The organism is Peribacillus sp. GL_122 (assembly GCF_057835005.1).
On sequence record NZ_CM174415.1, the window covers coordinates 879485 to 892656 of the forward strand.

Below are 13172 nucleotides of genomic sequence, written 5' to 3' on the forward strand. Positions count from 1 at the left end.
GGGGTTAAGAGTTTGAAAAAAATATATTGGCTCGGAATTGTCCCGTTTCTTGGCTTTATTGTAGGCGCTTTGTTTACAAATAAAGTAACTCCCTATGTTCTGGGAATGCCATTTTTTCATTTTTGGATTGTACTCTGGTCTGTGCTGACCACAGGTATAATGGGGATTATTTATCTACTGGATCCTGCTAATCAGAAGGGAGATTCAAGATGAATATTGCCGTTTTTTTTATCCTGTTTTTTTTCGTCATTTCTGTTTTGATCGGTATCCAAGCTAAAAAAGGGAAAGAAATGAACTTGGAACAATGGTCGGTTGGAGGACGCGGGATGGGAGCCCTATTGATTTTCCTCTTGTCCGCAGGTGAAATGTATACTACCTTTACCTTTTTAGGTGCAAGTGGTTCGGCTTATGGGGAAGGAGGCTCCATATTTAGCATCGTGACATATGGCTGTCTGGCTACAGTGATCTCCTATTGGACATTTCCTGCTATCTGGAAGTATGCAAAGAAACACCAATTAGTTTCCCAATCAGATTTTTTTGTGAAAAAATATCAAAGTCCTTATCTAGGTGTGCTTGTTGCTGTAATAGGTGTTATAGCTTGTACTTGCTACTTAGTCCTGCAATTGAAGGGGTTAGGATATATCGTTTCAGCAACATCATATGGGGCAATCTCTTCTACAGCAGCCATTTGGGTCGGAGCAATTGGCGTTACCATTTTTGTAATGGTTTCCGGTATTCACGGTTCTGCCAGGACAGCTATTTTGAAGGATATTCTGATTCTTGGCATTGTCGTATTTTTAGGAGTTTATTTCCCACTTCATTATTATGGCGGGCTCCAACCTATGTTTGAGGCCATTGAACAGACAAAGCCGAACTATACCATACTTCCAAATCAGGGAATGAGCGTTTCGTGGTATATATCCACTGTTGTATTAAGCTCTATTGGATTTTATATGTGGCCGCACGGGTTTTCACCTATTTATGCTGCATCTAGCGAAAAAGCCTTACGGAAAAATGCCATCCTAATGCCAATGTATCAATTGATTTTATTGTTTGCCTTTTTTGTCGGGTTTGCAGCGATCTTACAGATGCCTGGATTAAAAGGCGGCGACGCCGATCTTATCTTGCTGCAGCTTTCTAAACAGGATTTTGATCCATGGTTTGTGGGCTTAATCGGTGGTACAGGCGTGTTAGCCGCTCTAGTCCCAAGTTCCATGCTGTTAATGTCAATATCAACATTGCTTGCAAAAAATGTATATAGCGTATTCACTCCATCAGCAACGGAAAATCAAATAGCAAAACTGGTAAAATACTTGGTTCCCATTATTTCTCTCGTAGGGATTTACTTGACCTTTAAAGGTGGAAACACCCTCTTTAGTCTCGCATTAATCGCCTATAATTTCATCACACAACTTGCTCCTGCCTTTTTCGCAAGTTTGATGAGAAAAAATTTTGTAACCAAACATGGAGCATTTGCCGGGATAATAACAGGAGGAGTGCTAGTCTCTATTATGGAACTGGGGAACATAAAAATCAGTCAACTATTTCCTTATCTTCCTCAAGCAATTAAAGACTTGAATGTAGGAATTATTGCCCTATTTATCAATATTGTAGTCTTGGTGGTGGTAAGCCTTATGACAAAAAACATTAATTATACTCATCAAGGTACCGATAGTTTGGAGACGACAACGGAAGGGCACAAGGTTCAGATACAAAAAGAATCAAATAGCTAACTTATTTTCACTTCCGATATGATAATGAAAAACGAATGACCTCTTTTCTGGGGAAAGTTTTGTAGGACTCTATTTACAGTCGGGATATCGTCGATAATGAATTGGACTTTTTGGCTACAAAAGGAACAAACCGGTCTGAATATGGCCGGTTTGTTTCATTATTACTCTGTTTTGGAACTTTGATCTTTATTTCTTTTATTTCCTTTACTGTTGTCCCCACTAACAGGAGCTTGCCCGTGTAATTGCGGTGAATTTTGATTACGGCTGCCTTTATTGAATTTTTTTGTCATGTCTCACATCTCCTTTCTTTTTTCAAATACAGTTTGTCCCTTTTTGGTGAACTTATGTTTTCACTTGAAAAGAACATCTAATTCAAGTGATATTCAAACCATTGTTTCAAAGATAAAAACCGAAAATTGCCTTTCAGGATATAGGCATGTGATAAAAATATTTTGACGTACAACAAGAAAAAAACATGAACCTTGAGATCCAGTGAGGAAACGCACTTCTTCCACACTGCATCTCAAGGCCAGTAAGTGATAGCTCATCAGTAAGGATGATAAAAAATTATTACTACCCATTGAAAAAAGGGCCTGAGCTGCATTTGAAGTCAGGTTGGTTAGAATAGAGTCACAGAAGGCTGAGTCAAATTCTTCAAACGCTGTCAGACCTCCATGCTATCGATCTGGAACGAGCAAAGGGAATTATCATTTCGCCCTTGAGGGATCTTACACAGACAAAACGTTTAAAAAAGTCGTTTTGACTATTGAAAGTTCTGATTATGGAGATAATCGTTTGGGAATGTTGGAACTAGAGGATCTTTTATCATAAGTTCATTCAAGAGGTTTAAATTACATAAATCGCTACTTTATTTTTAATATACTTGCAGTAGTAGATTGTAGCTCTGAAAAAAAGAACAGTATATACAGATAAATGATTTCAAGGATACATGTGGTGTTTCTTTTAAAAGCATGTATAAACATCTTCATAGAGATCTTTCCTTTCTTATTGTAATTTCATCAATTATACTAATGATTTTATACAAAATCTTCCTCTTTGTTAGATTACCTACCATTGTTTTTCTGAAAGTAAGATTTTGTTGAAAAAGAGTCGTTCACCAATTCCAAACTGGTGAATATCGTCAGGAGGGCCATTTTAAGTGGATAATATTTCCGGGAATTACCTCGATAGAATATATTTTACGTGCTATTTTTGGAATGACAAAAACTGATTTTGGTATGTACTTTATATGAAGGGCCAGTCGAATATTTGCTCCACAGGTACTAGCACTTGTACATTAATTCGACATGAGGGAGCTTTTGGTTGCTGCTTTTTTCTTCCTTAATAAGCGCCTTTTTATTTTTCATGCTCTTTCAAAAAAGATTATTAGCATATGATTTAAAAGTGGGACAGAATATCTCGGTGAAAATATAAAAAACAAAAGGCAGATTGATTCTGCCTTTTGTTTTTAGTTTTAAGAATTCCTTTGTTGGTCTTTCTAAACTATATTGATTACTCCTATTCATGATTTAAAAAGTATTTGGGGAAACCAAAAAAACTGAGCCTATACACTATAACCAGCTTTCGTTCAGCGTCCACAAATTTCAATTTCTTTAGTTTGGGTGATGTAATTAAATACCTAAATTCTTTACTGCTAAAAGTACTTTTGTTAATTTCATAGATGTTAACATTTTTGACTTCTTCTATATCAACGCCTATGGGATCATTATGAATGCCAACAACAACCCAGTCACCTGAACCTGGGGGAGACACAATTCTCAATAGTTATTTTTATGACCGTCATTACTTGTGATGTCATTTTTGTTTAAAAATTCAATGATTCCATTCACCAATCCAGGGGATAATGGTAGTTCAGGATTTGTATAGGTTGCTAAATTTCCCTTTCGATCTGTAGGGGCTTCTTTCAATACATGATTCATCTTTTCAAGGATAAGTAATTCAGAATCGCTTTTTTCTTTATGTAACGTTTTTGCGTTAGTTGCCGGCACTTGAATATCTCTATTACCGTTTACGATTAGAACAGGGATATTCAGTTCCTTTACTAATTCTATCGGGTTATATTGAATCCATGAAATCATGTAAGGTTGAACAGAAGGTCGGAATACACTTTGCAAATCAGCACTGACAGTCCCGACTTGTTTTCCTTGTTTTAGCTTTGCCAGTATATCTTTGGATTCCGTTAATAATGTCGGTGTCAGTTGCTCTTCAAGCTGTTTAATGAGTACTTGGTCAATGGGCTCGCCTGCACCCGCTAATGAAATGAATATGTCTGTTTCTGTTTTCTTTGCGGCTGCCATCCCGATTAAAGAGCCTTCACTATGGCCGATGATGCCAACTTTGGAAAAACGGCCGTCCTTTTTGGCAAATTGAGCCCAAGCAGCTGCATCATCAATATATTGTTCAAATCTCAGGTCCTTTTCTTTTCCTGCTAATTGCATATTTTCACCAATTCCGCGTTTATCATACCTAATGCTTGCGATACCTTTTTCTGCAAGACTCTCGGCTAACATTTTTAAACTATTATTTTTTCCGGGATTTGCAATGGTGTTACCATCTTTATCGGTCGGACCAGAACCCGCAATTATAATCATCACAGGAAAAGGCCCTTCATTTTTTGGTGTTTCCAAAAGGCCTTTAATGGTTCCGTTCTTTAAGTCGGCCTGCACGATTTCACCCGATTCTTTCTCTTCAACTGCCTGATTGGATTTCTTAAGCAATTCAAAGGGGAACGCTTGCCCATTTTGAACAAATGTTCCTGAAATCCTTTCCTGATCTACTTTCCCATCAAACGTTATTTTCTGATTTTGGATTTCCATATCAAAAAACAAGTCTGATTTACTTAACTTTACACTTGTTAAGGGGAATTCGTTCAACCCTTGTACAGGAATGCTTATCGTTCCATCTTTGTTCGTAAAATGAACAATGATTGGAAGCGGTTGATTTGGAATCTTAATATCTCCCTCCCACCTGCCTTCAATAGCTTTCAATGAGCTCACTTCCTTCGATTTCTCTTCCACCTGTACCTCGTCCTCGGTTCTGCAACCTACCATTAATACAAAAGCACTTACGATAATACATATAATCGCCAAAGGTCTTTTCATTTGAGCCATTTCCTTTCTTTAATAATTAGAAATAAAAAGATATTTTTTATTAGAACATGTATCGTGTTTTTTTGTTTCAGTCATTCATATCCGTCTTCATTATAAGTAAGTTTTAATATATAATTCCAATATTTTCCCTTGGTATGGTGTTTATTTTTCCGGTGTATCCTTTTAAATATGGTGGCAATGTGGGACGTTTTAAAAAAATATCGAAGAGACATTCAATCAGACCGTCTTAATCGGGAGTGCTTAAGTCGGTGTGGTTCTCATGGTCCTCTTTTAAAGGTAGGATATTAGGTCAAAATTAGAATTATTTGAATCAAACATTGACATCTAAAAGAAACTCTTTTAGAGTGGATTTGTAAATTAAATATCCTCGTTAGGTGAGGCTCCTGTGTAGGAGATACGCTACTGCCCAAAAATGTCGAAAGACGCCAATGGGTCAACAGAAACCATCGACATAAGGTGGTTTTTAATGTAGCTGGCTTTGTCCTATGCCACACAGTGCTAAAGCTCTACGAATGGAGGAACTGGATTTATGCTTGTATTTGTCATTCAGTCATATACGGCTGTTTGTATTTGTCATCCAGACAATGTACGCATATAAACCGTATTTAACACCTTCATTTGTAATGGAGGTGTTTTTATTTTTTTCCTGGAGGTGAGGATAGTGGGAAACTATTCACGACGATATATTCGAAGCTTAATGAAAATTGAATGAACACAAAGATTTTGGAAGGGGAATAATAATATTTTTTACTCTTAATATTTAAGGGAAATATTTTTTGGCTCCCCTAAAAAGGAGTGAGTGACGAAATGATAAGAATCCTGACGGAAGATCAAATAACTTTACAAATCATAAAAGTTTTAAAAGAAGGAAAAAAGAAAGAATTTCAAGCAATATTAGAAGAACTCCAACCATATGACATTGCGCGAATTTTTGAGGGGCTGCCAGAAAAACACCATACACGTTTCTTGTTGTTACTTGATTCTGAACAAATCGCTGAACTGATTCAAGAAGTTGAGAAAGTGCATCAATTAAAAATTCTTAGTAAATTAGGGATAGAGAAATCCGGCCATGTAATGGATCTAATGGATAATGATGATCTAGCTTCATTGTTAGAGGATCTATCCCCTGGAAAAATCGAAGAACTTCTTTCAGGCATGAAACAAGAAGAATCAAAAATCGTTCAAAACATCATGAATTATCCCCCTGAAACGGCCGGGCGAATAATGACAAACCGTTTTGTATGGATCCCCCAACATTATACGGTTCGAGAATCAGTTGAAAAACTGAAAATCTTTGCGGAGTTTTCGGAAACGATCAACTATCTTTATGTAATAGATAATGATAAAAAATTAGTAGGCGTCGTCTCATATCGGGATTTAATAATAAATGATGAATCTGAAAAAATTCAAGATATTATGTATAGCCGGGTTATCTCCGTATCTGCTTATGAAGACCAAGAAGAGGTAGCTCGTGTTATTGAGCGATATGATTTTTTAGCAATTCCTGTAGTTGAAAAAAATAATGAGTTATTAGGAATTGTAACCGTCGATGATATTATTGATGTTGTCATTAAGGAAGCGAATGAGGATATTGAAAAATTATCGGCTTCCGGTAAAGCTATAGACTTTGACACGAAGGCGCACGTGGCCGCATATCGTCGGCTACCCTGGCTTATTTTACTTTTATTTATCGGCTTAGTGTCCGGAACCATTATAAGCGGTTTTGAAGAAACATTGTCAAAAGTTGTTGCACTTGCTTTCTTTATGCCGATGATCGCAGGGATGACTGGAAATACAGGTACTCAATCTTTAGCTGTTGTTGTAAGAGGCCTAATCACTAGTGATACGGATAAAGGTGTTGTAACCAGACTTATTATACGGGAACTGAAAGTTGGATTGATAATAGGAATTACCTGTGGAATATTAATTTCCATCAAAGCTTATGTTTGGCAGGGAAATCCCATTCTGGGATTAGTGGTTGGAAGTTCGTTAGTGATGACCCTAATTATCGGGACATTAGCTGGGACCATTATTCCTTTAATATTATATAAATTCAACATCGATCCTGCCGTTGCCTCTGGTCCGCTAATTACAACACTGAATGATATACTTTCGTTACTTATTTACTTTGGAATTGCAACGATGTTTATTTCAAAATTGATGTAGACTATCCATAAAACCAAGTTCATATATGCTTGCAAAGATTTTTCAAGGGCGAACATAGTCTCGATGATTTCAGTACAAACTGTCCAGGCCGACGTTTTGAATCGGGGATATAGATAAGATGAAAAAAGTAGCTGCTAAGACTGAACATTTCCCAAGCAGACAGAAAAAATAGTGTATTTCAAGCTGCGGCCTTTTCACGGTATCCAAACGGGGAAAGGCCGTTAAATTTTTTTGGGGAAGCGAGCCGTATATGGTAGAAGTCCACGTACATTATTTATTCTTAAAATGAATATTGAAGGTAACAAAGCCATTCCTGATGACCTTTATATGAATGAAAAACATGGGACATAATAGGTCGTAGCAAGTTCAGGATTTTCAGGAAAGGCTACATAAAGAGTGTTATGGAAGCAATAGCCAATCATATTCTTTGACCTAAGAAATTCATCGGTGATACGCTTCTTTTCGAAATTACGTATTCAAAACCAAGGAGGAACAATGATGACACAAACCAAACAACAAATGATCACCTTGGCAAATCGTCCAAAAGGTATGCCTTCAAAAGGGGATTTTAACTTTGTTGAGAGTGAAGTTCCCACACCAAAGGATAATGAAATTTTAGTACGTACACTATATTTATCTGTCGATCCATACATGCGTGGCAGAATGCAAGATACCAAATCATATATTGCTCCATTTGAATTGAATAAGGTTATAACAGGTGGAGTGGTTGCTGAAGTTGTTGAGTCCAAATCGAATTCCTTCAAACAAGGGGATGTCGTTGTTGGGAATATCGACTGGGCAGAATACACAGTTGTCACCGAAAAGGAAATCCGCGTGATTGATCCCAAGGTGGCTCCGGTCACAACTCATTTAGGGATTCTTGGAATGACCGGTTTAACTGCATACTTTGGCTTGCTTGATATTGGTAAACCTCAAGAAGGTGAAACTGTAGTGGTTTCAGGAGCGGCTGGAGCAGTTGGTTCAGTAGTCGGACAAATTGCTAAGATTAAAGGTGCGAAGGTTGTTGGCATCGCCGGTTCAGATGAAAAACTTGAGTACTTAACGAAAGAGCTCGGATTTGATGGAGCCGTAAATTATAAAAGAGATAGTTTTAAGACAGATTTAGCTAATTCTGTTCCCGATGGAGTCGATGTTTATTTCGATAATGTGGGCGGCGAGGTGTCCGATGCTGTTTTCACACTTTTGAATGCGAATGTCCGAATTCCATTATGCGGAGCGATTTCCTCGTATAATGCAGAAGGGAAAGATCTAGGGCCGCGTCTGCAATCGGCGATGATCAAAACGAGTGCACTTATGAAAGGTTTCACAGTTGGAAATTATGCCGCTAGATTCCAAGAGGGGGCTACGGATTTAGGTAAGTGGCTTCAAGAAGGAAAGCTGAAGTATGAAGAAACGATTATTGAAGGGTTCGAAAACACACCTGATGCCTTTTTAGGTTTGTTTAAAGGAACGAACCTCGGTAAACAGCTTGTAAAAGTTGCGGAACCTGAATTCGCTCAACTATAAGATTAGGGAACAAAGTGGAGGCGGAATCTTGTTTGACCTTTGAAAATGAGGGTGTATTAAAAGAGCTGTTATTTCAAAAAAATCCCGTCAAACCAATAATAGAGGTCGAAGCACATCTTTCAGCTAAATTGATGTGCTTCGACCTTTTTTTGTTTGGATATAGGGGTGGGTGTCCATTCCTGATCATTTACAAATCATGTCCTTCATGAAAGATAATCAACCTTAGGAATAAAATATACAAAGAATTCTCTGGATTTTCATATGTTGGGATCAATGTCGTTTTCGGACAATTTGTCGCTATGAAAAACATCCGAGATAAGATAGTTATATATATCATCAATAATTTCGATACTAGTCACCACACATGAAAGGCCGTGTTTGTCTACATATCTGTTGAAGTCATGACAGTGATGTTCCTTCTTGAAAGTCAAGGACTTCGATACGTGTGGAAAGCATACGAAAAGTAGGTGAAAAACAAAGGCATTCAAGAAATTACTTACCCTTTACCGTATCTTTTGTTCCATATGAAGGATATTAAAAAAGGGTCTCTATAAACATAACTCTCAGCATAATGTTATGATAAAGTTAAAAGAATAGTTACCTAGGTAATCATTTAATGAAAGGGAAAATTGAAATGAGTAAAAATAAGCAAGGGACATCTTCAAAACCTCTGAAGTTGGATGTAATACATACGACATTTAAACAGGCTTTTGAATTAAAAAAGAATCCATTTCCTTGGATAAAAGCTTTAAGTGCGGGGGTAGCGGCTGCCTTACCTGTTTTCATTGGCTTATTATTCGGCAATTTAGCGTACGGTTTACTGGCAGGAATAGGCGGGTTCACTTATTTATACGTATTTAACCAACCGTATCACCAAAGAGCTAAAAAGATCTTCTTTGTGATGGTGGGTCTTGCTTTATCTGTTGTATTAGGGACACTTTTGGCTCCATACCAATTGGGAACAGCCATAATGATGGGGATCATCGGGGCAAGTGTTTTTTTTATTTTTGGTGCATTAAAGATTACCGGTCCTTCGGCGGTTTTCTTTGTCTTGAGTTTTGCGCTAGCGACAGGTATGCCCATTGATCAGACGCTTGCGCCGTTGCGTGGAGGTCTTGTTTTATTGGGTGGGGCACTGTCTTGGATAATTTGTATGTTAGGCTGGTTTTTCAATCCTCATGGACCAGAAAAGCTTGCGGTGGAAAAGGTGTACAGAGAATTGGGTGCATTCTTTGATTCGCTAGGCACCGGGAGATTCAATGCAGCAAGACAAAGAACGGTATTGGCGATGAAACAAGCCGAAGATACATTGTTAGCCGGGTTTTCAAACAGGCGAAGCTCAGACATGTTAAAGCGGTTGTTTCTATTGAATGACCAGGCGAATGTCATTTTCCTGGAAGCATTGGAACTATCCTTGCACAAAAAGGTTGTGCTACCGCCAGAATTAGGACAATCGGTACGTGCCTTGGCCGACTCCATTGCATCTAAAATTAAAAATGAATCAAAGATTCTTCAGCCGGACCAAATGGAACTAGAGGTTGAAAAGCTATTCGTTGAAATTTACAATGCAGATGCCATCATGAATGAACCGGTTAGTAAAATCCACCAAGAAGCTTCAATCTCAAAGCCTTCTTTAAAAACGATTTTTCTTGGGGCGTTCGATAAGAACTCGATTGTCTTTCTCTCTTCCATTCGATATGGAACAATCCTTACCATTGCCGCCATCATCGCCTATTCCGCTGATTTTAACCGTTCGTACTGGATTCCCTTATCCTGTGCAGCCGTTATGTCAGGTGCGACCATCGTTGCCACATTTCATCGTGCGGTACAAAGGACCTTCGGGACAATCATCGGACTCCTATTAGCAAGCTTAATTCTTGCATCCGTTCATAACGAGTTCTTTATCGTTCTGATCATTTTGTGTTTGACAATCATTACAGAGCTTTTCATCGTACGGAATTATGGATTGGCGGCGATGTTTTTTACCCCTTCAGCTTTAATCATGGCGGAATATTCAACTCGAAGCTATGATTTTAGTTTTTTTGCGACCGTAAGAATAACAGATATCGTCGTTGGGAGCATGATAGGTCTTCTTGGATCGCTGTTAATCGGCAGTCAATCGGCCTCAAGCCTTCTCAATCATTTGATAGCCAAAACAATTCGAAGCCAGGGGCAATTTCTGTTGGTGGCGTTCTCTGGACATGATAATGAACTTGCAATCGATGAAAGCAGTGAAAGGAACAAAATGCAAACCAATATGGTGAATCTATTAACGGTCTACAATGCGGCTCTTGGGGAGATATTCAAAAACAAGGCTAGACTGGAATCTCTTTGGCCCGTAATATTTTCGATAGAACAGTTGGGATATTATTTAAATGCAAGCTTGAAATTCTCTGATCGGTCGGTACTTTCAGAGCGTGAACTTGCTCAATTACTGTATGTTTTTGAAACAATGGCAATCGCTGCAGATAAGGGGCGGTCACTTACTAATAAAGAGGTTCCGGAAATTGAAGGGTACTCAAAAATCCGCCACGAAATTTTGGATCTTCAAAAAGCACTTCGGTTTAGCGGTGAAGCAACGAGCAAATCAATCTAGTGATTCTAATAAGGGAGTTCTTATTAGAATCTCATTCGCCCTACTGTTAATAGGATGAAATTGGCAGGATTATAGAAAAGTCTGTAAAAATGCCTGTTTTCATTATAAAATGTACTTACAAACAGAAAGGTGATGAACCATGTCAAACGTTGCTAAATTTCGTGATTTTTTAACTAGTGAGAAAATCTATATGAATGAGTTGAATGAAGATGGCACCACCTTTTTTAGAGCTGAGCAAAAGTTAAAGGACGGGTGGAAGGTCCTTTTAGTATTTGCTTTCAATCAAGATGAAAATGTGGCGGACTTATTTTGCTTTAATGTCGCCGAGTTGAAGAATCCTGAAAAGAAACAGGATGTACATACACTGCTGAATGAATATAATGCTAATTTTAGGTATTCCAAGCTGTATGAAGAAAATGGGACCATTTCCATTCGGTATTCATACTCCATTGAGGGGGACATCGTACCGGATCTGGCGTTCAGGAAGTTAATCATGCTGCTTGAAACGGCACAGCAGGTTTATCCGCGGTTAATGGAAGTCATTTGGTCTTAAATCATCATATAGGATGAAAAAGTTCTCTGAATCAGGGGACTTTTAACATCTTTACTAGAGTGAATGAATATATTAACGTTACAATACATTAATTATTAATTTTTTATTAAAAGAACTATTGCATTTTTTCACATTAAACTATATAATTAATTTTGTTAGTGATTCGACAAAGTTCTACAAGGATATGCGGGTGTAGTTTAGTGGTAAAACCTCAGCCTTCCAAGCTGATGATGAGGGTTCGATTCCCTTCACCCGCTCCAATACATACTCATAACGTAGGGTTTCGTTACCTGGAGAACGAAGCTTTGCGTTTAAATATTATTACAAGAATTCTACTGTTTACAGTGGGATTTTTTTATTGTCCCAATTAACTACATTCTTTGGAAGCGGTAATACCGGATGTCATACCGTAACGAAAATCGTAGTTTTCTATTTATTGATGATCCTTCATCTGGGAGAGTGGGGATTTCGATGCAGCACAAACTTGTTCAAAGAGATTAACTACGTTAGTAGAATCAGTTTGAATAAGTTTGTGCTTTTATTGTCAAAACTGAAAAAGTTGTGTAATTAGGTATGACCGAACGGTTGAATAAAAGGATATTCGCGCACTGGTTTTATTAATTATCCATATAAGTTAGGAAAAATCATGAAAAGACCCCTTCCGATTGTGGAAAGGGCTTATTTCTGTTCAATTTTAATTATCCTTCTACAATCGAGTAAGTCCCTACACCACCGTGGATTTCAAGGAACATGTCCATCAAGGATTTCGTTAGCTGATTTGCTTCGGTGATTGGAGTATTGGGTTGTAAATATATGATTTGGATGGCCTTTTTCGTTCCTTCGGTGACTTTCGTGCGTTCTGAATCAACGTAAGGACTTCCGAATGCGCCATCATGGTCGGCTGATGTAATCATATTTTCCATGGAATTCAAGCGGCCGTTCAAACCATCATAACCATCTGACCCTTCGCCAATCTTTATCGAGATGTCTCCTGATAATTTGTCCGCATCATAAATGCCGATCGGAACTTCATATAACAGTGAGAAGAAGTTATTCAAATCGATGGCTGAATGGATGGGTGCCAAGTAATTCTGTTTTTTTACGCGGCGGTAAAGGGCTTCCACGGAGGGGCGATACCGTGACGGGTTTGTTCCTGTAGCCTTGAAAATCTCCCGCCACGCTTTAATGCCGGAAAAGTCGGTCAATTCCTTTTCTTCAAGGTCGAAGAAAAGTGCTTCCTGAAATAGTTGAAGTCTTCCTTTCACCATTTGCGGGGAGGGACCTACTTCGATGTTTTCATATGTAATGATCCCAACTTTGAATTCAGGGATTTTACTGCTTAGATTAGCTGATATGGTAATTTCCAACCGTTTCACCTCCAAAAATGATTGCAATTAGTTTATCATAGATAGCAATGGTTTGAAATGGATTCAAGCTTCAATGGGAATACTGAATGAAGTAGGTGA

Annotated in this window: 9 protein-coding genes, 1 tRNA gene and 1 riboswitch; of the genes, 7 read left to right on the plus strand and 3 right to left on the minus strand. The window is 38.1% G+C overall.

Features of this window, described 5'->3' with window-relative positions:
• The first annotated feature begins 12 nt into the window (after positions 1–12).
• Both AC3ISB_RS04260 and AC3ISB_RS04265 read left to right on the plus strand, forming a co-directional pair.
• Complete coding sequence (locus AC3ISB_RS04260) at positions 13–213, plus strand: DUF3311 domain-containing protein (RefSeq protein ID WP_098370916.1); 201 nt, start codon at positions 13–15, stop codon at positions 211–213.
• Positions 210–1733: a sodium:solute symporter family protein gene (locus tag AC3ISB_RS04265; protein WP_489275623.1), complete on the plus strand. Its 1524-nt coding sequence runs from the start codon at positions 210–212 to the stop codon at positions 1731–1733. Before AC3ISB_RS04260 ends, AC3ISB_RS04265 begins: the two co-directional genes overlap by 4 nt.
• Positions 1734–1894: 161 nt before the next feature.
• On the opposite strand, the gene AC3ISB_RS04270 is transcribed toward AC3ISB_RS04265, so the two are convergent.
• Entirely contained in the window at positions 1895–2023 is a 129-nt protein-coding gene (locus AC3ISB_RS04270; RefSeq protein WP_255256698.1) for a hypothetical protein, read from the minus strand.
• A 1488-nt stretch (positions 2024–3511) separates the two neighbouring features.
• Positions 3512–4855, minus strand: a complete 1344-nt coding sequence (locus AC3ISB_RS04275) for an alpha/beta hydrolase family protein (protein ID WP_480340041.1) — start codon at positions 4853–4855, stop codon at positions 3512–3514.
• Between the two features lie 368 nt (positions 4856–5223).
• A riboswitch (M-box (ykoK) riboswitch) is annotated at positions 5224–5389 on the plus strand.
• Positions 5390–5671: 282 nt separating this feature from the next.
• Here AC3ISB_RS04275 and mgtE point away from each other — a divergent pair.
• The 5 genes from mgtE to AC3ISB_RS04300 all read left to right on the plus strand — a co-directional run bounded on the left by mgtE (position 5672) and on the right by AC3ISB_RS04300 (position 11966).
• Positions 5672–7030: a magnesium transporter gene (mgtE, locus tag AC3ISB_RS04280; protein WP_489275625.1), complete on the plus strand. Its 1359-nt coding sequence runs from the start codon at positions 5672–5674 to the stop codon at positions 7028–7030.
• 498 nt (positions 7031–7528) lie between these two features.
• On the plus strand, positions 7529–8557 hold the full coding sequence (locus AC3ISB_RS04285) for an NADP-dependent oxidoreductase (RefSeq protein WP_489276854.1): 1029 nt from the start codon (positions 7529–7531) through the stop codon (positions 8555–8557).
• A gap of 634 nt (positions 8558–9191) precedes the next feature.
• Entirely contained in the window at positions 9192–11153 is a 1962-nt protein-coding gene (locus AC3ISB_RS04290; RefSeq protein ID WP_489275627.1) for an FUSC family protein, read from the plus strand.
• A 139-nt stretch (positions 11154–11292) separates the two neighbouring features.
• On the plus strand, positions 11293–11706 hold the full coding sequence (locus AC3ISB_RS04295) for a YbjN domain-containing protein (protein ID WP_063235961.1): 414 nt from the start codon (positions 11293–11295) through the stop codon (positions 11704–11706).
• A gap of 186 nt (positions 11707–11892) precedes the next feature.
• Positions 11893–11966: transfer RNA gene (locus AC3ISB_RS04300), tRNA-Gly, on the plus strand.
• Between the two features lie 438 nt (positions 11967–12404).
• Here AC3ISB_RS04300 and AC3ISB_RS04305 read toward each other — a convergent pair.
• Positions 12405–13073: a B3/B4 domain-containing protein gene (locus AC3ISB_RS04305; RefSeq protein WP_144528561.1), complete on the minus strand. Its 669-nt coding sequence runs from the start codon at positions 13071–13073 to the stop codon at positions 12405–12407.
• Positions 13074–13172: the final 99 nt, after the last annotated feature.

Coding starts and splice junctions, on each gene's coding strand:
- AC3ISB_RS04265 (WP_489275623.1), top strand. CDS start 210: ATGAATATTGCCGTTTTTTTTATCCTGTTTTTTTTCGTCATTTCTGTT.
- AC3ISB_RS04270 (WP_255256698.1), bottom strand. CDS start 2,023: ATGACAAAAAAATTCAATAAAGGCAGCCGTAATCAAAATTCACCGCAA.
- AC3ISB_RS04275 (WP_480340041.1), bottom strand. CDS start 4,855: ATGAAAAGACCTTTGGCGATTATATGTATTATCGTAAGTGCTTTTGTA.
- mgtE (WP_489275625.1), top strand. CDS start 5,672: ATGATAAGAATCCTGACGGAAGATCAAATAACTTTACAAATCATAAAA.
- AC3ISB_RS04285 (WP_489276854.1), top strand. CDS start 7,529: ATGACACAAACCAAACAACAAATGATCACCTTGGCAAATCGTCCAAAA.
- AC3ISB_RS04290 (WP_489275627.1), top strand. CDS start 9,192: ATGAGTAAAAATAAGCAAGGGACATCTTCAAAACCTCTGAAGTTGGAT.
- AC3ISB_RS04295 (WP_063235961.1), top strand. CDS start 11,293: ATGTCAAACGTTGCTAAATTTCGTGATTTTTTAACTAGTGAGAAAATC.